This is a genomic window from Mucilaginibacter sp. P19 (assembly GCF_050632265.1).
GTDB lineage: Bacteria > Bacteroidota > Bacteroidia > Sphingobacteriales > Sphingobacteriaceae > Mucilaginibacter > Mucilaginibacter gossypii.
The window spans coordinates 4,460,425-4,484,089 of the sequence record NZ_CP192586.1 but is presented as its reverse complement, the minus strand read 5'-3'; the positions used below and the strand labels follow the sequence as shown (position 1 = coordinate 4,484,089).

General features: G+C 39.5%; 22 protein-coding genes. 21 read left to right on the top strand and 1 reads right to left on the bottom strand.

Translation table 11 applies throughout. The annotated features are described in order from the left end of the window. The first annotated feature begins 30 nt into the window (after window positions 1-30). The 21 genes from ACQ86K_RS21700 (at window position 31) to ACQ86K_RS21600 (ending at window position 23,068) form a co-directional block, all read left to right on the top strand. Entirely contained in the window at window positions 31-2,283 is a 2,253-nt protein-coding gene (locus ACQ86K_RS21700) for an Ig-like domain-containing protein (RefSeq protein WP_431198762.1), read from the top strand. Window positions 2,284-2,491: 208 nt separating this feature from the next. Continuing rightward, window positions 2,492-4,480, top strand: coding sequence for an OmpL47-type beta-barrel domain-containing protein (locus ACQ86K_RS21695; protein ID WP_431198761.1), 1,989 nt, complete (start codon window positions 2,492-2,494; stop codon window positions 4,478-4,480). A gap of 14 nt (window positions 4,481-4,494) precedes the next feature. After that, the gene (locus ACQ86K_RS21690) at window positions 4,495-6,225 is read left to right on the top strand and encodes a malectin domain-containing carbohydrate-binding protein (RefSeq protein ID WP_431198760.1); all 1,731 of its coding nucleotides are present in this window, start codon (window positions 4,495-4,497) and stop codon (window positions 6,223-6,225) included. A gap of 395 nt (window positions 6,226-6,620) precedes the next feature. Further along, entirely contained in the window at window positions 6,621-7,415 is a 795-nt protein-coding gene (locus ACQ86K_RS21685) for a polysaccharide biosynthesis/export family protein (protein WP_176844564.1), read from the top strand. A gap of 52 nt (window positions 7,416-7,467) precedes the next feature. Beyond that, the gene (locus tag ACQ86K_RS21680) at window positions 7,468-9,762 is read left to right on the top strand and encodes a GumC family protein (RefSeq protein ID WP_176844563.1); all 2,295 of its coding nucleotides are present in this window, start codon (window positions 7,468-7,470) and stop codon (window positions 9,760-9,762) included. A 59-nt stretch (window positions 9,763-9,821) separates the two neighbouring features. Further along, window positions 9,822-10,808, top strand: coding sequence for a glycosyl hydrolase (locus ACQ86K_RS21675; protein ID WP_091174216.1), 987 nt, complete (start codon window positions 9,822-9,824; stop codon window positions 10,806-10,808). 104 nt (window positions 10,809-10,912) lie between these two features. Beyond that, window positions 10,913-11,110, top strand: coding sequence for a hypothetical protein (locus ACQ86K_RS21670; protein WP_431198759.1), 198 nt, complete (start codon window positions 10,913-10,915; stop codon window positions 11,108-11,110). Beyond that, on the top strand, window positions 11,107-11,826 hold the full coding sequence (locus ACQ86K_RS21665) for a glycosyltransferase (RefSeq protein WP_431198758.1): 720 nt from the start codon (window positions 11,107-11,109) through the stop codon (window positions 11,824-11,826). Before ACQ86K_RS21670 ends, ACQ86K_RS21665 begins: the two co-directional genes overlap by 4 nt. 20 nt (window positions 11,827-11,846) lie before the next feature. Further along, the gene (locus ACQ86K_RS21660) at window positions 11,847-12,080 is read left to right on the top strand and encodes a hypothetical protein (protein ID WP_431198757.1); all 234 of its coding nucleotides are present in this window, start codon (window positions 11,847-11,849) and stop codon (window positions 12,078-12,080) included. After that, the gene (locus ACQ86K_RS21655) at window positions 12,077-12,616 is read left to right on the top strand and encodes a glycosyltransferase (protein WP_431198756.1); all 540 of its coding nucleotides are present in this window, start codon (window positions 12,077-12,079) and stop codon (window positions 12,614-12,616) included. Before ACQ86K_RS21660 ends, ACQ86K_RS21655 begins: the two co-directional genes overlap by 4 nt. A gap of 7 nt (window positions 12,617-12,623) precedes the next feature. Continuing rightward, complete coding sequence (locus ACQ86K_RS21650; RefSeq protein ID WP_431198755.1) at window positions 12,624-13,280, top strand: glycosyltransferase; 657 nt, start codon at window positions 12,624-12,626, stop codon at window positions 13,278-13,280. A gap of 43 nt (window positions 13,281-13,323) precedes the next feature. After that, entirely contained in the window at window positions 13,324-14,001 is a 678-nt protein-coding gene (locus tag ACQ86K_RS21645) for an oligosaccharide flippase family protein (protein WP_431198754.1), read from the top strand. A gap of 4 nt (window positions 14,002-14,005) precedes the next feature. Continuing rightward, window positions 14,006-14,824 carry an oligosaccharide flippase family protein gene (locus ACQ86K_RS21640; RefSeq protein WP_431200910.1) on the top strand — a complete coding sequence of 273 codons (819 nt, stop codon included), beginning with the start codon at window positions 14,006-14,008 and terminating at the stop codon, window positions 14,822-14,824. A 7-nt stretch (window positions 14,825-14,831) separates the two neighbouring features. Continuing rightward, entirely contained in the window at window positions 14,832-15,749 is a 918-nt protein-coding gene (locus ACQ86K_RS21635; RefSeq protein WP_091174206.1) for a glycosyltransferase family 2 protein, read from the top strand. A gap of 23 nt (window positions 15,750-15,772) precedes the next feature. Next, the gene (locus ACQ86K_RS21630; protein ID WP_091174202.1) at window positions 15,773-16,666 is read left to right on the top strand and encodes a glycosyltransferase; all 894 of its coding nucleotides are present in this window, start codon (window positions 15,773-15,775) and stop codon (window positions 16,664-16,666) included. Between the two features lie 42 nt (window positions 16,667-16,708). Then, window positions 16,709-18,040 carry a UDP-glucose dehydrogenase family protein gene (locus ACQ86K_RS21625; RefSeq protein ID WP_091174199.1) on the top strand — a complete coding sequence of 444 codons (1,332 nt, stop codon included), beginning with the start codon at window positions 16,709-16,711 and terminating at the stop codon, window positions 18,038-18,040. Window positions 18,041-18,299: 259 nt separating this feature from the next. After that, window positions 18,300-19,676 carry an undecaprenyl-phosphate glucose phosphotransferase gene (locus ACQ86K_RS21620; RefSeq protein ID WP_091174196.1) on the top strand — a complete coding sequence of 459 codons (1,377 nt, stop codon included), beginning with the start codon at window positions 18,300-18,302 and terminating at the stop codon, window positions 19,674-19,676. 29 nt (window positions 19,677-19,705) lie between these two features. Continuing rightward, entirely contained in the window at window positions 19,706-20,653 is a 948-nt protein-coding gene (gene rfaE1 / locus ACQ86K_RS21615; RefSeq protein WP_431198753.1) for a D-glycero-beta-D-manno-heptose-7-phosphate kinase, read from the top strand. Between the two features lie 93 nt (window positions 20,654-20,746). Beyond that, window positions 20,747-21,304 carry a D-sedoheptulose 7-phosphate isomerase gene (locus ACQ86K_RS21610; RefSeq protein WP_091174190.1) on the top strand — a complete coding sequence of 186 codons (558 nt, stop codon included), beginning with the start codon at window positions 20,747-20,749 and terminating at the stop codon, window positions 21,302-21,304. A gap of 13 nt (window positions 21,305-21,317) precedes the next feature. Then, a complete protein-coding gene (locus ACQ86K_RS21605) occupies window positions 21,318-21,767 on the top strand; it encodes an adenylyltransferase/cytidyltransferase family protein (protein ID WP_431198752.1) in 450 nt (149 codons plus the stop codon). A gap of 140 nt (window positions 21,768-21,907) precedes the next feature. Further along, on the top strand, window positions 21,908-23,068 hold the full coding sequence (locus ACQ86K_RS21600; protein WP_431198751.1) for a glycosyltransferase family 9 protein: 1,161 nt from the start codon (window positions 21,908-21,910) through the stop codon (window positions 23,066-23,068). Here the strand turns inward: ACQ86K_RS21600 and ACQ86K_RS21595 are convergent. Beyond that, a complete protein-coding gene (locus tag ACQ86K_RS21595) occupies window positions 23,065-23,412 on the bottom strand; it encodes a hypothetical protein (protein WP_091174180.1) in 348 nt (115 codons plus the stop codon). The genes ACQ86K_RS21600 and ACQ86K_RS21595 overlap by 4 nt on opposite strands. Window positions 23,413-23,665 lie beyond the last annotated feature (253 nt).

Sequence of the window (23,665 nt, the reverse complement as noted above, 5' to 3'; positions counted from 1 at the left end):
GGAGTAAAAACCATTTATAATTTCACGCCGATGGGACGCGTTCGAAGCCCCGGAAGATTTAAAACCTCTACCGTAACTGTTACCGTAAGTGACGGCGCGTTAACGATAGATGCGATAGGAGGTACCAATACCAAGATCTGTTATGTAGAAGTTGATCCCGTTAGCATATCACCATATGTTTATTTATCAGCAGGTTCCCAAAACCTTTTGGTTGATAAAAATAATAAAGACAGTAATACGATAAACGTCAATATCCATAATTCATTAAACACTAACATAAAGTACAAAGTATCAGCAAGCTATGACAAGGAAAGCAATGGGGTAGGCTGGTTAAACAAATTAAAAAATGTTAAAGAGGGAGATTCAGTTATAACTTTTGATTATTCGGCAGCAAGAGCAATGCCTACAGGCACTTATACAGCCTCTGTACACGTTTCGGCCAATGGATACAGTAATGCCGTTATAAATTTAGCCTTGCGGGTTGTGGATCATAAACGGCCTTATGTTATATCCTCTACACCAATAAATGGCTCAAGCGCAACCTATAATAATATCACTATAGCGGCCAACAACCTGTTTATACCTGTTGCCAAAGGAGTAAAAGGAGGGGTTAATAATTCAACAATAACCAACGAAACCGTAAAACTTCTGAAAATAAGCAACGGTGAAAGTATAGAAGTGGCTGGAAATGTGCAAGGTACGGGTGGTGGCGATGCTATCAGTTTTGCGCCTGCAAAGTCGCTTGAACCCAACACCATTTATAAGTTTGTTATCACAAGCGGCGTAAAGTCATACGCGGGAACATCTTTTATGCCTTTTGAAACTGCTTTTTCAACTGCTTCAGCGCCCGTTGATTCTGCCAATCTTCTCAATGCTTCTTTTACCAAAATTTCTATCCCCGGCACACAGAATAAAAAATACACCTCGCTAACTTTTGGCCCCGACGGGAAGTTTTACGCCTTGAAAATGGACGGAAGCATAGAGCGATTTGACGTAGACCATACAAGCGGAATGTTAACCAACATGACACTCATCAATACGCTTATCGCAAAATATGGTGAAATAACCGCCATCGGATTAACATTCGATCCGAGTTCAACGTCATCAAACCTTGTAGCTTGGGTTTCTTTTTCATCATCGGGTCTTACTGCAGCCCCGGTTTTTGATGGTAACATAACCAGGCTAAGTGGTAATGCTCTGAAAGATGAACAGCTTATGGTTACCAGGTTGCCACGCTCAACGCGTGATCATATGGTAAATAGTATGGCTTTTGGCCCGGATGGCGCTTTGTATATATCAGTAGGCAGCAATAGTTCGGCCGGCGAATATGACAAGGGATGGCAAAGGGATGAAACGTTGCTGGCCGGCGCAATTTTAAGGCTTGATTTAAAAAAATTAAGAGATGTGAAGTTGCCGCTTAATGTACAAACAACTGCTAATCAGGGTCTGATAAACCAGGCATCTGATCTGGCCTTGAAGTTACCAGACGGTACTTATAATCCTTATTGCTTAACCGCACCGCTTACAATATTTGCTTCAGGCATACGTAATGCGTATGATATGGTTTGGCATACCAACGGCCAGTTATATGTCCCGGCAAATGGGTCTGGTGGTGGCGGTAATTCACCAGCATCTGTAAAAGGAACCAGGAGACCGGATGGTACATATTACACCGGTGCCGAAATACCTTCTACCAGGAGTGTACCGGTTCAGCATGATTGGTTATTCAGGGTAAATCCTAACAAACCGGTTGGTTTTTTCGGGCATCCAAATCCTTTAAGAGGCGAATATGTAATTAACCGTGGTTCGGTGGATAATCCTAATTACCAGTCAAACACAAAGCCTGATATTAATTACAGGGGTGCTGCATACGATTTTGGTTTTAATAAATCGCCAAATGGCGTGATCGAATACCGGAGCAACAATTTTAACGGGGCCCTTAAAGGTAAATTATTGGTTTGCCGGTTTAGCGGTGGTGGCGATATAATGGTTTTAGAGCCGGGATCGATGCTAAAGCAAAATAACAAAGGGACATCTACCGATGATCGCATTTATGACATAACTCATACTGCAACCGGGGCAAGTAACTATGGCCTTGAAGGGATGAACGGATTTGCCAATCCGTTGGATTTAGTAGAAGATACCATAACCGGCAATTTATATATCAGCGAGTTCAACTGGAATGAGAACCCAAACTCTATTTCACAAATAACTCTGTTAAAGGCTAATAAAAAAGATATAGAACAATCTAAACCCACTGTGTATGCGTCGGGTAAGCGTTGATCTTGTCGCGTGTGGATGGTATTAAAGCAATTTGTAATGTTTTTTAGTCAATGATTATCATAAGATACGGTAATAAATTTAAATCCCCTTTTTCATGAAAAAACACAGGTACATTTTAATTGACAGCTCAATATTTAAGCGGTGTTACAGTGTTTTAATTTTATTATGCCTCGGGATAGGCTCTGCTTATGGAGCAGATAGAACAGCGGTGAAAGACTCTGTCAAAGGTATTACCGATCGCGTTTTGAGTCAGCCAGCTGATGGGTGCACACCTATTAGTACGCTGCCATGTTCGGCAATTACAGTGAGTTTGCCATATAGTTTGTCATTCACCGGCGGCGTAGCCTCCTCCATTGTTGATAAAAATGGTTTAGGAACAGGCTTTACTACGGTTAATAGTTATTCAGGTACACGATTATCTGAAGATGGTACACCTACTGATCCGTCGGTTCCGGGCTATGTACCTTCAAAGATAACGGTAACAGGAGGCAGGCTTCAATTGGTTACCAATAAAGGCATAGATATGCTTACTAACAATAACCAGTTGAATGTACTTGGGGTTAAAATTGTTGCAGTATCAAAATTGCAATTAGACGTAAAAATAATAAATCCCGCAAATGGTACCCAATCACAACAGGCGGGATTGTGGTATGGGTTAAATGATAAAACCTATCTCAAACTGGATATTAGCGGCAATAAAATAGAGTTGAGAAAAGAATTTAACGATGTTTCCAGTTCAGTATCCGGTACCACTAATCCAGACCAACGGATTACGTCAGTAATTAGCGGATTAAACACTCAAACTGTTAGCTTAAGGCTAATAATAGATTCAACAACCAATACGGCGGAGGGTTTTTACTCTGTAGACGGCGTAAATTATTTAAGCACGGGCGCTGCTTATTCAATTGTAGGGTTAAATATTGCCGGAACAGGCTTAACAACAGGGGAGCTATTTGCAGGCGTTTTTGCAACCCATCGTAATTCATCAACGGCACTTACATATACTTTTGACGATTTTGCAGTGAGTAGCATTGCGGTTCCAACCACCACTAATATTGACTTTTTACCTGCCGGTTCAACTGCTCCGGCAGGTTTCATTGCAGATAATGGCTTGCCTTATGATGCGACTAGAAAATACGGGTGGGTTAACCCGGTAACAAAGGTTCCTATAGATCTAAGTGCCAATATGCGCTTGCGTACAGGCACAAGTGATGCAAAACTGCGTTCAGTAGTTCAGATGCAAGCCAGCACTAACGGGCAAAATCCGGGTACCTGGGAATATGTTGTTCCAAACGGAAAGTATAATGTAACAGTAAGCGCGGGCGATGATGGCTATTACGACAGCAACCATCAAATTAATGTGGAAGGTTTACCTACAATAAGCGACTTCACGCCTTCTGCTTCAAATAAGTACAAATCAGGAAATGCAACTGTGCAGGTAAGCGATGGGAAATTGACTATCGATGCTAATGGCGGTACCAATACCAAAATGAACTATCTGACGTTTGCTCCATTTAGTGCCGTAACGGATAACACGGCTCCTACAGCCAGTGTTAGAACGGTTGGTTCGCTAAAGTTAACCGGCGTTTACTATGACCTGGTGAGGGTTTACATCACAGCGGGTGATGCTGGTGGGTCGGGCTTAAGTTCATTGCAATATTCAATAAATAATGGTGCCTATGTTAATTATACGGTTCCATTTTTCTTAACAGCTACCGGTGCCTACAAAATACAGGTAAAAGCTACGGATGGTAACAATAACCAGGTAATTACAAACGCCTACAACTTTAGTATCGTCCCTTCTTCGGGTGCATTTATGGTATTGAACAATCCGGATGCTTTTCCAAGCAATGATCGTTTGGTGTTTTCACTTATTCAAACGCCATGGAGAAGAACCAGCCCGGATACCACTGCTTATAATGCCAATCACGATAAAGTGAAGTTACGGATAAACAATAAAGGTACAGGCAACCTGGTGTTAAGTAACCTTACTTTGTCAAATAGTACAGCCTGGAAAATAGCATCTGTTAATACAGATACAAACAGTGTTGTCCCTATAAGTATAGCGCCTTTATCGTATGCGGATGTTACTGTGCAATTCATAGCCCAAAATGCGGCCACAAGGCTTAAAGTATTTAATGATACTTTAACTATAGCGAGTAATGATAGTATCAGCCCGCAAAAAAGGTTGTCTTAAGTGGGATATGGCAAGTGGCAGGGGAGAGTACTAACGAGCCCTATGCGCAGCAAATAATAACCGCGTTTGGTTTTAATACCAGTACAGGCTATGGGCATGATGACGGCGATATAGACGGCACAACAAGGGTTCCTAATTCGAGCGAAGTAAACGCGGGATATTTTGTAATTGCCGATCCAAGTAAGCCGATAACGGTTCATCAACTTGCTGCTTACCACGGTTGCTGCTCGGCGGTAGAAACTTTTGCCTATTACAAAAAAGGATCGAACACGCTTACCACGTTGTTTACGCATAGTAATTTAGATGGGCAATCTGTTTTGCCGCGATTAACAAATACAACAAAAGGGTCTGCACAGGGTTCGTTCACGATATCGGGATCTTTTGGAATTAAAGTTGGTACATCATATTCTGATCGTACCAAAAATTTCAACGGCCTTATAGGCATAAGATTTTTAAAGGTATATGGGCCTGATGGTAACATTGTTCCGGATGCCTATATTTTAGATTGCGATTATTTAGGTACATCTGCCACCAATTATGATTACCAGGACAATGTTTACTACATTGATAATATTAAACCGGATTCTGGTTCGCTACATCATTCTGAATTGGCGGCCTTACCCAACACGGCTATTAATTTCGACCCCATTAAAACCGGTACATCTTCATCATTTGTGGTAACGATAAAAAATCAGGGTATTACCTATCCGGACGGAACCGGCGATTCGCCAATTACATTGAAAAGCGCGGTTATATCAGGGCCGAATGCTTCGGAGTTTACTGTAAGTGCATTAAAAACTGCTACTTTGGCCGAGCAGGCGACTACCACGCTTACCGTTAAATACACACCTGCTTCTGTTGGTATTAAAAATGCTGCCTTGCTTGTAAATTATAACAGCGATGCTTCGCCATTGAGGGTGCCATTATATGCTATAGCCAATAATGCAAATAGCACGGTTAGTATTGTAAAACGCATTAAAGGGGGCTCTGACGTAAACTTGACTATCGGCAATCAGGTTTATGAAGCAGACAAAAATTATCGTTCCGGGTCGATCAAATTTGATTCCCAGCAGGTACTTACCGGGGTTGCCGGAACTGATATCGATTCATTGTATATAAGTTATTTGTCGGCAGCGGCAGACCAAGCACAAACGAGGTATGAGATCCCGGTAATAAATGGTGATTACTTGCTAAGGTTACATTTTGTAGAGAACTTTTGGACGGCACCAGGCTCACGGATCTTTAATACTACAATAGAAAATAAAGTAGGATTGCAAAATTTTGATATTTTTAGTGAGGTTGGATATCGTACGGCCCTGGTTAAAGATTTTACTACCACCGTAACCGACGGTTCATTAAGTATAAAATTTGACCCGACCGCAAATAGGGTTGCATTGGCCGGTCTTGAGCTGTTTAAGGTGAGCACACAGGCTACCTCATTGGCATCTACATTTATTGCGCCTGCGGGACCGTCTATCACCACCAAAAAAATTGTTGTGTTCCCTAATCCAAATTTCGGAGCATCATTTAGTCTTAACGCTGCAAATTTCCCCGTGAATGAACCAGTTCAATTATCAATAAGTAATATAAGCGGTAAATTGATCCAAACACAAACGTTTACGACCGATGAGTTTGGCGCTGCTGGGATACAAGTTACTTTTAAAAACAAGTTGGAACGAGGCGTATATATAATTAATACACATTCTTCTTCCGGAAATCTTTATTCGAAATTGCTAGTTCAATAGCCAGGTGATTTTTAATAATCATTGAGTTGAATTTGGTAGGGAAACCTGTCAAATTCAACTTTTTTTGAGAATTTTCAATTAAAAAGAGCCAATAAAACCGCTGTGCTACATGTGAATTATCGCTGGTTTTCACACCTATTCTCACAATTCTACATTAAAGTATCAATGCTCAAAATCAGGCCTTAATAATTGATATTTTGATAATATTTGTTGGAGATCAATGAGGAAATGCTTTAATAAATCATGAAATATTAAATTGATCGCAACTGATAGCCAAAATCTTACACGCTGTAAGCGAGATGGCGACGCTGTATCGAATCAATAACAATATATATGTATTACAAAATTATACAGATTAATAAGTAAAACGAGAAATGATTATAAAACACCTATACATGGAAAATAACCGTTACTTCATTGCTTTAATAGTTGCACTTTTTGGCTTCATGTTATGTTCATGCGGAAGCACAAAAAAGCTAATTTACGCGCAAGACGTTTCACAGGCGTCTACGCCAACTTCCCTGGCACTTGGTAATTACACAGAGCCTGTAATTCAGCCGGATGATATCCTGGCGATAAATATAAATACAACCGACCCAAATGCAACCTTGAGCATAAATAATAAAAATGGTGTTTATGCAAACGGCGGCACCTCAACCAATGGCTCTTCAAATCCGCTTGCGGGTTATTTGGTAGCGAAGGACGGCAATGTTGATATCCCGGTTCTGGGAACAGTGAAACTTGCCGGTTTAACAACGTTTGAAGCTCGTAAGACGCTAAAGGCTATTGCTAAAAAATCCTTTGAGAACCCAACCGTTGATGTTAGGTTTTCGAATTTTAAGATCACTGTTTTAGGCGAAGTGAATCATCCTGCGGCTTATATAGTGCCTAACGAGCAAGTGACAATTTTAGATGCCTTAGGATATGCCGGCGACTTGACAATTTACGGACGCCGCACAAACGTATTGCTTATACGCAAAAACGCCAATGGCAATGACTTTTCTGTGAGGCTGGATATGACGAGAAAGGAGTTTTTGAATTCGCCATATTACTATCTGAAGCAAAACGATGTATTATACGTGGAACCGCTTAAAACAAAGGTTCTTAACAATGACAATAATCTGGTTAAGTACTTGTCGTTGGCAGCTACCTTACTCACTGCTGCAATATTTGCAAAACGCTATTTGTAGTAACCGTTTAACGCAAGTTAATTCTCTATCTATAATTCACCCCAAGAAACAAATGAAAACAAGATATTTAAACGGGAACGATAAAAATGACAATAAGTTGCTGTCGCAACTAAAGTCCTATTGGTACTTATTCTTATTATGTCCGATACTATTTGTGGCATTGGCGTATTTTTTTACCATTTACGCCACTCAACAGTACCTTGTAAGCAGCTCAATGCTGCTGCAGCAGCAGCCTAATAATCCAGATGCCAGCTCCGCATATGCAAATGGCGGCGCAACATCTGCATTAAACCTGAATGAGATTATAAAAAATGAAGGCGATGTGCTCCGGTCGCGCAACCTGATTCAGGAAGTGGAGCAAAAGCTGCAACTCAACATTAAATTGTTCGCTAATAGTGGATTGTTCGCGACAGAGATCTATGAAGAATCGCCTTTTGACGTAAAAATAGCCAAAACTAAAGTCGACTCTTTGAAAAGGCGGGAGTACGTAATTACTCCGGTGGATGGTACCCATTTAAACATTGCCAACTCAAAAGAGAACGTAAACTTAAATGTAAGCTATGGAGCTGCTATCAAATTGCCTCAGTATGACCTGATAGTTACAAAAAAACCGAACGTGCCAGTTTTGTTAAGCGAATATTCTACACAAATTGTATCTGATGATGACGCTATAGCGGATATTACCCGCAACTACGACGCGGAGTTTATAGATAAAGGTACTACCACCGTTGCGCTAACATTATATTATCCAAATTCAAAGAAAGGTGAAGTGATATTGCAATCCTTAATGAATCAATATCTTGAGGATAATCTTACACAGAAAAAAGCATCTATTGATAGTACTATTAACTTTATTAATTCTCGACTGGGGGTTGTAGAAGATGAGTTAACTAACGTTGAGAAAAACTATCAAAACTACCGTAGCAGTAATAATATCGCGGATCTTGATGAACAGTCGAAAGTTTTGGTTGGCTCAGCAAGCGAAAACACCAATAAATATCAGCAACAGCAAATTCAATTATCTATAATTAAGGATATAAAAAGTAGGCTTGACGATCCTAACAATAAGCAGGTTATTCCAAGCTCGTTGAATATCCAAAACGCTTCGTTTGCAGCAAGCTTATCCCAGTACAACAATTTGCTGAATGAAAGGATAAAACAGCGTTTATCCTTCACAGAAACCAATCCGGTTATAGTTAACATAGATCAACAGATACAAACAGTAAGGCATAATTTGTTGCAAAGCATTGATAGTTACAAAAATGAGATGGTTTTGAACAGCTCGGGAATTAACGCTCAAACTAATATACTGAGTAACTCCATCAAACAGGTTCCGGGCAAGCAACGTACTATTATGGATTTTAACAGGCAGCAGGAGCTTAAACAGCAACTATATGTATACCTGTTACAAAAAAGAGAAGAAACTTCGATGGCCAAGGCGGCCAATATATCTTATTCAAGGATAATTGATGACGCGAAAAGTTCAAAAGATCCTGCTAAACCTATCAAACCGCTTATTTACGCCATGGGCTTTTTTATGGGGCTGATAGTGCCTTTCGGTATAGTTAATTCTAAAAAGCTGATACAGTCAAAAATTGTTTCTGAGGGAGATATAGAGCAACAAACCGATGTTGCGATTATAGGTAAAATTGGGCATCAATCGCTAAAACTCAATTCAAAATCAGATCAATTGGCCCGGACACAGGTTACAGAAAGCATGCGCACATTGCGAACTAAGCTTAGGAATATATTGGATAGCGGCCAATCCAGTGTGATAATGGTTACCTCGAGTGTAAATGGAGAAGGGAAAACTTTTCTGACCAAGAACCTGGGTGGCACTTTTGCGATGGCGGGGAAGAAAGTATTACTGATAGAATTAGACCTCCGGAAACCGAAGCTCTCATCCGTATTGAATGTTGATAACGCAGACCTCGGTTTTTCCAACTACGTTTTAGAAAACATCAATGCCGATGATCTTATCAAGCCCAGCGGATTTGACGATAACTGCTTTGTAATAACATCGGGACCGGTTGTTTCGAATGCCAGTGAACTTTTGTTGACAGATAAATTGGGTGAACTTATAACCGAAATGAGAAATAAGTTTGATTACGTAATTATCGATAGTTCGCCCGTAGGGCTTGTATCTGATGCACTTGTGATCCAAAAGCATGTTGATATGACCATTTATGTTTGCCGTCATAACTACACAAATAAATCCCAGATTGAAATCATAAATGAAATAAAGGAGAAGGATAACGTGGATAACCTGTACCTGGTTATTAACGACGTTAATTTTTCGAAAGCAGGTTATTTCGGGTATGGATATGGCATTGGCTACGGGGATTGACCTACTGATATAGTCTCATTAATATAAAAGCTTCAAACATCTTTTAAAAGCTCGATTTTATGATGAAAGTATCATTTATGGTTACCACTTGCGTGTTGCTGTTTTACACATGCCGTGCGCAAAACCCTAAATCTCAGTTTGTATGGGGTATAAATGGGCATCCCTTAACACAAAAGGACTACAGTAATAATTTAGATGACCAAATAGCAGCTTTAAAAGATTTGAATGTTTCCAGCTATCGTTTTGACGTAATACTCACAAAGGATGGTTATGCAAAAAATCAGCCGGCGTTCATAAAATTGCTTCAAGCGCTTAGGCAAAATAATATTTTGCCTTTTGCCGCCGTGATGCAAACAGGTATTGGCGGGATGCCACCAGATTCTGTCTATCAAATCGCGTTTTCACAGGGGAAGAATTTTGGTGTAGCCTACGGTGATTATTTTACCGTGCTTGAAGTAAACAATGAAGTTGATAACAAGATCAGGGTAAGAAATGTACCAGCCGGAGTTAGACCTGATGCCGAGTATGATATCGAAAAAAGTAAGCGTTTTATGGCGCAGATATCAGGCTTTATAGATGGTGTCAAAACGGTTAAGCCCTCTATAATGATCTCGCTGTCAGTTAGCTTTACCCATTTTTACTATCTGGAGTTATTGAAAGAAAACAAAGTGAACTATGATATAATTGGCTGCCATTGGTATTCCAACATGGGAGACATGCTTGCTCAAAAACTACCAATAGCAAATGTGCTTTCCTATATACAAGGTCATTTCAATAAACCCATCTGGATTACGGAGTTTAATAGGTTCAAAGGCACGGGTGCTGTGAGTTTTGCTCTGCAAAGCCAATATATAACCGATAATATCCCTAAGCTGATATCGCAGAAGAATATAGGTGCATTTTTTGTTTACGAGCTTTTTGATGAACAGTCTTTGTCAGCAAAATTCCCATTAGAAGCAAACTATGGTATCATGTATAAGGATGCTTCGGGTAATTATGTTAAAAAGGATTCCTTCTATGGCTATAAAAGATTGATATATAAGTAAATAAATAAAGTGTTGAAAGTGGTTGACTACGGCTCTGATATCAGCCGGTTGCTAACCGACCCTAATAATTTAAGTATTGCGTTAAAATTACAAATCTCACAGCTATGAAAATCGCAATTGTACATGATGACTTGGTGCGTAAAGGTGGCGCAGAACAGGTGGCTTTAAGTTTTCACCATGCATACCCATCGGCACCAATTTATACGCTTTCTTATGATGCCGCCAATACTTATCCGGAGTTCAAATCGTGTGATATCAGGACAAGCTGGTTTGGTAAGTTCATAAAAAAGGAAAAAACATGAAGCGTTTTTTCTATCCTCTTGGGGTGATGGCCATGCAAAGATTGGATTTAACTGACTATGACGTTATACTTCAATCAACAACACATTGCGCTAAATATATCAAAGCGGGTGCTAACGCACTGGTAATTACCTATTGCCACAATCCCTTTAGATTGGTTTGGAGCCCAGACTCTTACGAAAAAGTTAGAGAATCGGGCAAGCTAAAAAGGAGCATATTAAACAAGGTGCTGGCCACTTTGAAAAGCATCGATATTGAGGCGGCCGATCGTACAGACTGGTTTATCACAAATGCAAGGGAGGTTGTATCAAGAATTGAGAAAGCTTACCACCCAAATAATCCAATAGTGGTTATCAACCCTCCCGTGCGGATTGAGAATTTTTATGTTTCAAATTCCGTTAGCGATTATTTTTTGGTGGTTTCCCGTTTCGAGTCCTATAAAAAAGTAGACTTGGTAATTGAGACATTCAACCAGATGCCAAACAAAAAACTTTTGATTGTAGGCAAAGGCTCAAGAGAAAAGGAACTAAAGGAAATAGCCAATAGTAATATAACATTTTTGAGCGGGCTTGATGCCCGCAACCTTGCCAAACTTTACGCTAATTGTAAAGCGTTCATTTTTCCACAATTGGAAGATTACGGTATAACCCCCTTAGAAGCAAATGCATCGGGCAGACCCGTTATTGCTTATAATAAGGGGGAGTATTGGATACAATGATCCCCTATACCGATAATTCGATGAAATCAACAGCGATTTTCTTTGAACACCAGACTGTCGAATCGTTAAAAGAAGCAATTTTATTATTTGAGCAATTGGAGTTTGATCCCACCTTTATAAGCGCGCACGCGCACGGTTTTGATGAAAATCATTTTATTGAAAAAATAAGAGCCTTTGTTTCAGAAAAATACACCGGCAGCACTGGTGAACCAAGCCTCAAAGAAGCTAAAAAAGTGGAGAAAGTTGGTGTATGAGAGTTTTGCTAACAAACAGTTTTTATTATCCTGCTTTTGTGGGCGGTGCCGAAGTTTCTGTTAAAATTTTGGCAGAAGGCCTTGTAAATGCCGGTCACCAGGTATATGTATTAACAACCGGATTGTATGATCAGGTTTACCGGGTAAATGGAGTAATCGTAATCAGCCTGAAACAACAAAATATTTTCTCAATATATGGCGGTACTGATGGCGTCTCTAATCTGAAGAAAAGTATTTGGCATTTAATTGATTCTTGTAACCTGTTTTATCACACCCGGATCACCTCTATATTAAAAAGGATCTCGCCCGATATAGTAAATACAAATACCATACAGGGGTTTTCACCGGCTTTGTGGCTTACAATCAAAAAGCTCAGAATTCCCCTGGTACACACCATGCGCGATTATTACTTATTGTGTCACAAATGCAGCATGTTTAATAACGGTAATTGTGCCACTTTATGTGCACCATGCAAGGTTACCCATCAGGTAAAAAAACTTTTTATCATACCCAGACCATTACATTGCTATCAGTGATTTCATTTTGAAAAAGCACCGTCAGTTTTTCACTATAGCAGATGGCCGCGCTACTACAATTTACAATGCGGTATTAAAGGCTGGAAACCATAAGCACAACACCGAAACCGGAAAGTTCAGGTTAGGCTATATAGGAAGGGTGGCAGCTGATAAAGGGGTGAGATACCTGGTTGATGAGTTGTTAAAGCTTCCTGACGATAAAAAAGATATGCTAAAAATTATTTTCGCCGGAAAAGGCGACCCCGAATTTGTAGCACAATTACAAACTGAACTTACAGGGATTGAACATGCGTTTCTGGGTGTTATAAGTCCAGCTGATTTTTATGGGTGTATTGATACCCTGATTGTCCCGGCGCTTTGGAACGAGCCTTTCGGCCGTACTGTAGTTGAGTCCCTATCTTTTGGCGTACCAGTATGCCAAAGCGACAGGGGAGGACTGGAGGAGATTTTTAGTGCTGATTGTTCCTGGCTGTTTTCACCGGACGAGGGTAACCTTTTAGACTTACTTCAGCATGTTTTAGATAACCGTGATGAAGTAGAGAGGAAAAAACAAAATTGCATCCGTCGGTCACGTGATTTTTCGGCAGATAACTATATCAAAAATTACCTGGAATTATATCATAAAATACTTGTCCCCTCGGCCTTACTTCAATCTGCAAATTGATTTACAGCCGGCGATAAAACACTGTTATACTTTTTTAACTTATATGGATAATGCAATTCTATCAAACGAAAACACACAAGAACTAAATATCAAAAAAGCAGGGTCCGACAAAAAAGTTGTAGTGTCCGGTATCTTTTGGAATTTTGTTCAGTTAGTTGTTAATCAATCCTTCAATTTTCTGCTAAAACTGGTATTAGCAAAATTGCTTTTTCCCGGCGAGTTTGGAATAGTAGGCATGGCAACCGTGTTTACGGGCTTTGTACAGGTATTGAATGATTTGGGCGTTGGTGCAGCGTTGGTACAGAAAAAAGAAGAAACTTTACGCTCGGAGCATTATCATACCGCCTTTTGGACCGGGGTTGGCTGGTCGCTGTTGTTGTTTCTGGTTATGAGTTTTGCGGTAGCGCCCCTGGCTGCAATATTTTATAACAAACCTATTCTTGAATCAGTAATACCGGTACTTAGTATAGGTATTTTAATAAGCCCGGTTAATTTAGTTCATAAGGCCCAGCTTACAAAGCAAATGGCTTTTAAAAAGCTGGCTTATATTGATAATGTATCAAATATTGTAGTTGGTTTGATAGCCCTTGTAATGGCGTTTAAAGGGGCCGGGGTTTGGGCTTTGGTTTTTAACTCAGTTGGTAATGTTTTTTTGCCATGCCTTTGTTTTTCAGGGCAACCAGGTGGAAACCGGCCTTCATTTGTGAAAAAAAGCATTTAAGGAAATATTTGGATTTGGTGTTTACACAACCGGCTCTAATATCTTAAACTATTTATACAATAACATTGATTATTTGTTAATCGGCAAGCTTTTAGGCGCATCTGCCCTGGGTTTGTATACGTTGGCTTTTGTGCTTACAGATACTTTTCGCGGAAGGTTGATGGCTGTTATCAATAACGTGATGTATCCTATTTATGGAAAAAAGCAAAACGATCTGGTGGCAATTAAAAAGTATTATCTAAAAGTAGTTTTATTCAATTGTTTACTGGTTTTTCCGGTAATGATCTTTTTTATCGTAAATGGCGAGCCCTTTATTATCCATGTTTTTGGTGCCAAATGGCACGACACCGTAACTCCTTTACAGATTTTATCGGGTTCTGTCATGCTGCATATTCTGGTTAGCGGGAACACCTCTTTGTTGAGAGGTTTAGGACGGCCAGGTATGGAGATGAAGCAGCAACTTCTAAAAGCCGCTATATTTCTCCCTTCTCTGGCATTTGGGATATACTACGATGGACTTGTTGGAGCAGCCTGGGCAATTTTAATCAATAAACTTTTTGTGGTGCTTATAGCACAATATGGGTTTAGCTTTTTATTGACGGTTAAAATTTCTGTAAAAGACTTTTTTACCGAATTAAAGGTACCGTTCATCGCGGCGGCGGTTTCATTCATCACCATTTATTTGTTAAAAATGGTTGGGATAAACTTTATTATAAATGGTATTTGCCTTTGCATAGTGTACTTCGGCCTGGTTTATTTACTGATGGGCGATGAGTTAAAGATACTTTATCAAGGATTTAAAACGAAGAGGACGCAATCTTAAATTTATAATGATATCTGTTATAATACCATGTCATAATGCTGCAAGGTTTGTTGAACGGGCCATTAGGAGTGTATTGGTTCAAAGTTATAAACACATCGAAATTATCCTGGTAAATAATAATTCGACGGATAATACTTTGGAGATATTAGAGCGTTATGCTTCTTCTTATCCCGGTAAAGTGTGGGTTTTAGACGAGAAGAAACCAGGTGCACCGGCAGCGCGCAATACCGGCCTTAAAAAAGCTCGTGGTGAATGGATTCAATACTTAGATGCGGATGATGAACTGATGCCCAATAAACTCAGCCATCAGTTCAATATTACCGCACTACACCCGGAGACGGGTGTTATTGCAGGTGGGTGCATACTGAACTATTATAATACCGGTAATCCGGAGGAAATCAGGAGGACTGTTGATCATCACATTTGGCGGGGGCTGATCAACTCTAAACTGGGTATCACCAGTTCCAACCTTTGGAACAGGGCAGCTTTAAATGGCGCAGGCGGCTGGGATGAGAATATTACATCATCGCAAGAATATGATTTACTGTTTAGATTGCTAAAAAATGGAGTTGTAATAATTACAGATCCTGATGTTAATACGATAATACATTTTTCCGATAATTCCATCTCTAAAAGCAAAGACAAAGAAAAAATCAAAAGAATTTTAGATAACCGTATCAACTTCCGGGTCCGGATCCGAACAGAACTTAAGTTGATTGGTATGTTAACTGCCGAATTAGAGGAATGCATTGACAACTACATCTACATGGAAATTATGCGCAATTACTTTGATGTGCCAGCTTACGCTAAAGTTTTGCTTAAAAAATTTCCTTATAGAATACCTTTTCACCGTGCCGCTTTACTTAAATCAAAAATGCAGGTTAAGCGGCTGCGAACACGAATTAGAAATTACATCATCCGCTAATACTTCAATCACATTTTGCCTGTATGAACAATAAAAAAGTTACGATAATAATTCCAACTTATAAAGACTGGAGTAGATTGTCGTTGTGCTTAAACGCCCTTGAGGCACAAACCTATGATCACGATTTATTTGAAATCATTGTTGTTAATAATTACCCAAACGACAAAATACCTGCTAATTATTTTATACCTCAGAATTGCAAGATCATTGTTGAAGGCAAGCCCGGCTCATACGCTGCCCGGAATGCTGGAATCGCAATGTCTACCGGCAATATCATCGGTTTTACAGACTCTGACTGTATCCCCGATATAAACTGGGTAAAAAATGCGGTTAGTTTTATGGAGGCAAATCCCGATTGCGATAGAATAGCCGGCAGTATAAAGCTATACTATCATTCAAATAAACTTACCGAAGCCGAATTGTACGAGAAAATTTATGCCTTTAACCAGGACATCTACGTCCATAAGGATGGAACCGGTGTTACAGGAAACATGTATAGCTATCGCCATGTATTTGATGCTGTTGGCATTTTTAAGGATGATTTAATGTCGGGTGGCGATTATGAGTGGTCGGTAAGGGCAAGGGATGCCGGGTATAAAATCAAATACGCCGAGGATGTTATAGTAAATCATCCGGCAAGGAAAAATATATCTGAATTGATAAATAAGGCCAAGCGAGTTGGTGGAGGACAATCCGGGTTTAATTCGACGTCTGGCAAAAATAAGTTCAAAACCATTGTTGACTTCCTTTATGATCTGAGGCCTCCAATTAAAAGCATAAAACTGATAGTAAAGAAAGGCAAAGATCTTCATTTAACACAAAAGCTTACCGTGTTTTATATCCGTTATTACCTTTCAATTATCACTGCGCGCGAAAAATTTATGGTAAGCCTCGGCAAAAGTGCCCAACGCCAATAAATATTATAACTCATTTAAATAATAACCTTAAAAAACATCATTATGAAAATTGCTATTGTCGGAACCGGCTATGTTGGATTAGTAACCGGAACATGTTTGTCAGAAACTGGAAATGATGTAACCTGCGTTGATATAAACAAACAAAAGGTTATGATGATGCAGCAAGGTCAGCTGCCAATTTATGAGCCCGGATTAGAGGCATTGTTCCAAAGAAACATCATTCATGAAAGATTACGTTTTACAGACAACCTGGCTGAAGCGATAGAACACGCCGAGGTAATATTCCTCGCGTTGCCAACCCCTCCGGGCGGAGACGGATCAGCAGATTTAAGCTATGTGCTGGGCGCAGCTAAAGATATTGCTAATTTGATAACCGATTACAAAGTAATAGTCACAAAATCAACGGTGCCGGTTGGAACAGCCGATAAAGTAAGGGCCGTTTTCAAACAGCATACTGATATTGAAATCGCTGTGGTATCTAATCCGGAATTTTTAAGGGAGGGCGTTGCAGTTGAAGACTTTATGAAGCCTGACCGCGTTGTCGTTGGCACAACGGATGAAAGGGCCAGGAAATTGATGGCGGAATTATACGCGCCATATGTAAGGCAAGGTAACCCCATAATTTTCATGGATGAGAGATCATCTGAATTAACAAAATATGCAGCTAATTCATTTTTAGCCGCAAAAATCACTTTCATGAATGAAATAGCCAATTTGTGCGAGCTTGTTGGTGCCAACGTGGATATGGTACGATTGGGGGTTGGTTCGGATGATCGTATTGGCAAGCGCTTTTTATTTCCAGGTATAGGCTACGGCGGTAGCTGCTTTCCAAAAGATGTTCAGGCGCTTGCAAAATCGGCAGAAGATAATGATTATCATTTCCGGATATTGAATGCCGTTATGGAAACGAATGCCATACAGAAAAAAATTATGGTTGAGAAGTTGAAAAAGTACTATAACGACGATTTGAAAGGGAGAAAGTTTGCTATTTGGGGGCTTGCTTTTAAACCCGAGACTGACGATATCAGAGAAGCTCCAGCGCTGGAAATTATTGGCGAATTGCTTAATGAAGGCGCTCAAATTGTAGCGTTCGACCCGGAAGCCGCCAATAACGTAAAATACCTGCTTGGTGATAAGATCGAATATGTTGATGACCATTATGATGCACTGGCAGGTGCAGACGCCTTGTTAATATTAACTGAGTGGAGTATTTTCAGGAACCCAGACTTTGCGCTAATCCAAAAAAGCTTGAAAGCGAAAGTGATTTTCGATGGCCGGAATCTCTACGACCTTGATAAAATGACCGAATTAGGATTCTACTATAACAGTATTGGGCGGAAAACTATTAACGATTCTGTGCCTTCTGTTGCGTAATGGCAGAGTGGTGATTATACCTTCATTCAACCACGATTTACCGTAACAATTTGAGATTGCACAGTTTTATACATATTAGTGCCAGAATCATAATTTGCCTGAAAGAGTAGCGTGTATATTGTATTATTGTTAAAGAATTCGCCATTAGTTTGTTAACTTTTTCTATTTGAGTTGTTAAGCTTATTATTTTTTTATTTTAAATATTTAGGCGAAGTTAATTTGAAAGCATTCTAAACATGGTATTTTAAAAAACACTCCTATGAAGACACGCTACCTTTTTTTAATTTATTTTGTGATGGCCGTCACCGATCTTGCTGTAATTAACCTGTCATTTTTGCTGGTCGTTGATTTGCTGGGTTATGATAAGACAGGTGTTGATATGGGATCGGTGATGAGTGCAAACTATCTGTGGTTGCTTGCAGCATTGTTATCCGGCCTTTATACAAGCAAATCAATTCATCGTCTTGACAATATCTACCGGTTAACAGTAAAGAGCTTTATTGTATTTTCTGTGCTGTTTTTGTCATTCGTCGTATTGGCAAAAGCTCATCAATTCTCCTTCACTTTAATTTTTCTGTTTTATTTACTGGTTCTGGTAGGCCTGGCGTTGAGCCGGGTTTTAGGAGCCGCTTTTGAACGGACACTTAAAAAGAATTTCAACATCACGCGATCTGTCGCTGTAATAGGTTTGAATTCGATGGGGCTTCGGTTGGCCGGCTTTTTTCAAGATACTGATAATCACTTTTCCTTTCAGGGTTTTTTAAATCAGGAGGATAACTCGATACTTGATAATGGCGGTGAGTTGTTGGAATCTGTTAAAGAGCAGATTGTTAGTGCAGCAAATTCTGGCATAAGAGATGTTTACGTGTCTCTATCCCCAGAGCGTATCACTGAATATAATAAACTACAAGAGGAGGCGGATAAATCCTGCCTGAGGTTAAAACTTGTACCGGATATATCAAACTCAACTGTGAATAGCTTGAAACTAAGTTACATGGGAAATTTTGCAGTATTAAGTAATCGTAACGAACCATTGGAAGAGATTGAAAATCGCTTTAAAAAGAGGGTTTTTGATATTTTGTTCAGTTTGTTGGTCATTGTCTTTTTGTTAAGTTGGTTATACCCACTTATCGGGCTGCTGATCAAGCTTGAAAGCCGTGGTCCGGTGATGTTTAAACAGTTAAGAAGCGGTAGGGACAACAAGTCATTTTTGTGTTATAAGTTCAGGAGCATGAAGGTGAATAACCAGGCAGATTTACAAGCCACTAAAAATGATAGCCGGGTTACAAAAATCGGAACTTTCCTGCGGCGTACCAGCCTCGATGAGTTACCACAGTTTTTTAACGTATTGCTTGGCGATATGAGCGTTGTTGGCCCGCGTCCGCATCCGCTTAACATGACAAAGCAATATAGCCAGATCATTGATAAATACATGGTAAGGCATTTTCTAAAAGCTGGTATAACTGGCTGGGCCCAGGTAAACGGTTTCAGAGGTGAAACCCACGATCCTGCCCTTATGGAACAGCGAGTTAAACACGATATCTGGTACCTGGAAAATTGGTCGATGTGGCTCGAGTTGAAAATAGTTTATAAAACCGTTTACAACATTATAAAAGGCGAGGAAAACGCCTACTAACAAAATTTTTAACTTAAGAGCCAAGTTGTATGTTAACACAAAAAGTATCAGAGATACAATTCAAACAAAAACCTAAAATATTGGTAGTTGGCGATTTGATGATTGACCGTTACATATATGGTAGTTCTAGCCGGTTATCGCCCGAGGCACCCGTTCCAATTGTTAATATTCAAAATGAATCGATTACATTGGGCGGTGCTGCTAATGTGATCCAAAACCTGGTTAGTTTAGGCGCAAATGTTAGCGTAGCCGGAATGATTGGGAATGATAATGCCGGAGTTCAGTTAATTGACCGTTTAAAGATCGATTTTTTAGAAACAGACCTGATAGTAAAAGATAGCACCAGGGTTACCACGTTAAAAACGAGGGTTTTGGTTGGGAACCATCAGTTGCTCAGGCTTGATAACGAGGTTGTACATCCGATTTCCACAGCGCTTGAGAATGAATTGATAGACAAAATCAATGATGCAGTTCAGGAAACCGATTTGGTAGTGCTATCCGATTATAATAAGGGGTTGTTTACAGAATCTTTCACAAACCGCGTTGTTGCATTGGCCACACAACATGGCAAACGAGTTATTGTTGACCCCAAAGGCCTTGATTACAAAAAGTACAAAGGGGCCTTCCTTATAAAACCAAATAGAAAAGAACTTGCTGAAGCTTCAAAATCTGAAAATATTAATTCAATTGAAAAACTGAAGAATGCGGCTAACGTTATATTCGATCAAACCGAAGTGCCTTACCTGGTAGTTACACTATCAGAACAAGGGATGGTCCTCCTTTCGCCCGACTCCCATGTTGAGCTGCCGGTAAAAGCTACAGAAGTTTTTGATGTTACGGGTGCCGGAGATACCGTAATTGCCTGTATTGCTTACTTCATTTCATTAGGCATGGATTTGGCGGATGCCTGCGAACTTGCCAATCATGCGGCTGCTATTGTAATCTCGTCGTTTAGGCGCGGTTACTACTACGGTTGAGGAAATCCTGGCAGATCTTACCCAAAGAGGAGTACAAGGCATTCAGCTGGTGCCATAAATCTTTACATTATAACATCTACAACTTAAATTATCATGATTTCTGATGAATTAAAAGATCACCGTGACGTTATCACGAAGGTGATTGACAATCTTGTTCCTGATATTGAAGCCGCCTGTGCCATAATTTGTGAAGTCATTAAGGCCGGTAATAAAGTTTTACTTGCCGGAAATGGCGGAAGTGCTGCCGATGCGCAGCACATTGCCGCCGAACTTACAGGCCGGTTTGTTAAAGAGCGAAAACCATTACCTGGTATAGCACTTACTACCGATACATCTGCACTCACAGCTATAGCCAATGATTACGGTTATGATCAGGTTTTTTCCAGACAATTAGAAGGCTTGGCGTCTGCAGGTGATTTATTTATAGGCATTTCAACGAGTGGTAACAGTGCTGGTATTATTAAGGCTTTTGACGTAGCCAGGGCTTTAAATTGTAAAACATTAGGCTTATCTGGCCGTGATGGAGGAAAAATGAATGATTGTTGTGATCTGAATATCATTGTCCCTTCAATCTTTACTGCCCGAATACAGGAAATGCACATTCTAATTGGGCATATCTTATGTAAAGCAGTTGATAATTTATTTGAATAATATCCTATAAACAATGGAAAACAGCCTTTCTGCATTATTAAGCGAAAAAGTATATAATTTACCGGCATTACTGCAGCAGGTAACAAACTGGAAAGATGAAGGTCAACGAATTGTTTTTACAAACGGAGTTTTTGATGTTCTACATATTGGGCATGTTAGTTACTTGCTAAAGGCTAAAGAATTAGGTGATAAACTTATTATCGGCCTTAATTCTGATACCTCCGTTAGCCGCCTGAAAGGGCTTAATCGCCCTATAAACAACCAGCACGACAGGGCGGCTCTGTTATCCGCATTATATTTTGTTGATGCCATAGTTGTATTTGAAGATGATACCCCACTTAACGTGATCACCAATATCAATCCTGATATACTTGTAAAAGGAGGGGATTACACTGTGAAAAACATAGTTGGAAGCCAGGAAGTGCAGGCCAGGGGGGCGGGTAGAAACAATAATTTTTGTTGACGGTGTTTCATCAACAAAAATTATTGAAAGACTTCAGGCCCAGGCGTCTGAATGACAATCAGGCCACACAATTTCCTGCTTACCTGGCAATGTGACAATGCCGTTTCCTTGTTAAATATTTTAAAAGCGAAAACACAACAATGAAAACGCCGGTTAATTATCGATTCTATCCTGATTCGTCAGAAAGATCTATCAAGTTCATTAAGTTGATAGATCGGATAACATACTTTTTTAAAAGCCAAAACGATCATAGATTTAAGTGTGATGAAAAAGAAGAGATAACACTTGTACAGTTAGCTCATATTGGTGATATGATATTAATGCTACCCGCCATAAAGGCTTTAAAAATTATGACGGGGGCCAAAATAAGCTTGGCAGTTAGCAGCGGAAACTTTAAAATAGCTACTAAAGTGCCTTTTATAGATGCTGTGTATGTTGCCGACGCCCCTTATTTTTCAAGAGACAAAAAAATATCCTATCTGAAATTTTTGGATCAGCTACGCAGAATAAAGACAGGGATACTGTTTGACGTTAGAGGGGATCTAAGAAATAATTTATTTTTAAAGCTTTTTGCAAAAAAAATATTTGCCGGTTATAACGTAGGGGGTGGCGGTGCTTTACTGGATGCAGAATTACCTTACGTGCACCGCGGGCATGTATCAAAAAGGATTAATCCGCTTTTTAACTATCTGAATTTGCCAGATCCAGTGTTTTCAGAATACTGGGAGCCAAACGATTTACCCTGTGATCCCATTGAGGGCGTAACATTACCCGAAAAATTTGTGTTGGTACATTTAGGCACTGGAGCACAGGCGCGGAAATGGCCGGTCCAAAATTTTATTCAGGTAATTAAAGGGATAGCGTTATACTTTCCGGTATATGTGATGGGAGTAGAGGCTGATTTATCGCCAGATGAAATGACGGAGATTTCCCTGCTTAATAATGTCACCAACGGTGTTGGCAAATTTTCAATGTTACAGTCAATTTCCATCGTTAAAAAATGCACATTGTTTTTAGGTTTAGATTCAGGCTTTTCACATATAGCAGCGTTGCTTTATCGAAAAATAGTTTTAATATTTAGCGGGACGGTTAATGTCGATGAATGGAAACCAATATCTTTATACAAAGATCAGGTAATTATTATAAAAGAGACTGTTGATTGTGATTTTACTACTGGCTGCGGGAAATTAAAATGCAGCCATAATATATGTATGACTCGTATATCGCCACACAGGGTTAGTGAAGCAGTACTACGTAATGTACACGAAGCACTTGCTATAAATAAAAGTGAAATAAATTAACTAGTCCGCTGATCCTTATTGAAGGAACCGGTATCTACATCGCTACTGTCTACTTTTTTAATAAGAAGGTCTAACTCTTGATGGTAATTATCGAGGCTCATTTTTGCCTTGCTCATCTTATCAAACAACGATTCCAACTCAATTTTTAGTAGCTCATTTTTATTGAGGCCGTCAATTACTTTAAGCGTACCCATGGAGTAAGAAATGAATTCAGGTTCCTGGAAAAAATTAAGTTCTTTTTTAAGGTATTCAATTTTTACTTTTTCGAGCTTAACCAAGTTCAAAACCGCTAAGTTTTTTTTGGTTCGGATAATGTTCAAAGCGCGTTTTCGTTGGTTGCTCATTTTATAATATCTAAAAGGAGGTGCATTTTTTGATAAACATCGTGAGTTTCTTGCTGTATGTATTCATACGCAATCAATTGGTGTTTGTTGTGTTTATTTGAAAATAATCAGTAATAATAACTAAAAAAAGCACTAATTTTCAATGAAAAAAATGGACAAACTGCCAGCAAATGATCGTCGCAACACTCTCTTACAAAGATTATTTATAATCATGAAGAATGAATGAATGCATTGGCTAGTTGCTGGCAGTCCC

Excerpts from the sequence above, each read along its gene's own strand:
- ACQ86K_RS21645 (WP_431198754.1), top strand. The coding sequence starts at position 13,324 with ATGGATAATGCAATTCTATCAAACGAAAACACACAAGAACTAAATATC.
- ACQ86K_RS21675 (WP_091174216.1), top strand. The coding sequence starts at position 9,822 with ATGATGAAAGTATCATTTATGGTTACCACTTGCGTGTTGCTGTTTTAC.
- ACQ86K_RS21700 (WP_431198762.1), top strand. The coding sequence starts at position 31 with ATGGGACGCGTTCGAAGCCCCGGAAGATTTAAAACCTCTACCGTAACT.
- ACQ86K_RS21610 (WP_091174190.1), top strand. The coding sequence starts at position 20,747 with ATGATTTCTGATGAATTAAAAGATCACCGTGACGTTATCACGAAGGTG.
- ACQ86K_RS21625 (WP_091174199.1), top strand. The coding sequence starts at position 16,709 with ATGAAAATTGCTATTGTCGGAACCGGCTATGTTGGATTAGTAACCGGA.
- ACQ86K_RS21670 (WP_431198759.1), top strand. The coding sequence starts at position 10,913 with ATGAAAATCGCAATTGTACATGATGACTTGGTGCGTAAAGGTGGCGCA.
- ACQ86K_RS21685 (WP_176844564.1), top strand. The coding sequence starts at position 6,621 with ATGGAAAATAACCGTTACTTCATTGCTTTAATAGTTGCACTTTTTGGC.
- rfaE1 (WP_431198753.1), top strand. The coding sequence starts at position 19,706 with ATGTTAACACAAAAAGTATCAGAGATACAATTCAAACAAAAACCTAAA.
- ACQ86K_RS21680 (WP_176844563.1), top strand. The coding sequence starts at position 7,468 with ATGAAAACAAGATATTTAAACGGGAACGATAAAAATGACAATAAGTTG.
- ACQ86K_RS21635 (WP_091174206.1), top strand. The coding sequence starts at position 14,832 with ATGATATCTGTTATAATACCATGTCATAATGCTGCAAGGTTTGTTGAA.
- ACQ86K_RS21600 (WP_431198751.1), top strand. The coding sequence starts at position 21,908 with ATGAAAACGCCGGTTAATTATCGATTCTATCCTGATTCGTCAGAAAGA.
- ACQ86K_RS21620 (WP_091174196.1), top strand. The coding sequence starts at position 18,300 with ATGAAGACACGCTACCTTTTTTTAATTTATTTTGTGATGGCCGTCACC.
- ACQ86K_RS21655 (WP_431198756.1), top strand. The coding sequence starts at position 12,077 with ATGAGAGTTTTGCTAACAAACAGTTTTTATTATCCTGCTTTTGTGGGC.
- ACQ86K_RS21595 (WP_091174180.1), bottom strand. The coding sequence starts at position 23,412 with ATGAGCAACCAACGAAAACGCGCTTTGAACATTATCCGAACCAAAAAA.
- ACQ86K_RS21660 (WP_431198757.1), top strand. The coding sequence starts at position 11,847 with ATGAAATCAACAGCGATTTTCTTTGAACACCAGACTGTCGAATCGTTA.
- ACQ86K_RS21665 (WP_431198758.1), top strand. The coding sequence starts at position 11,107 with ATGAAGCGTTTTTTCTATCCTCTTGGGGTGATGGCCATGCAAAGATTG.
- ACQ86K_RS21605 (WP_431198752.1), top strand. The coding sequence starts at position 21,318 with ATGGAAAACAGCCTTTCTGCATTATTAAGCGAAAAAGTATATAATTTA.
- ACQ86K_RS21630 (WP_091174202.1), top strand. The coding sequence starts at position 15,773 with ATGAACAATAAAAAAGTTACGATAATAATTCCAACTTATAAAGACTGG.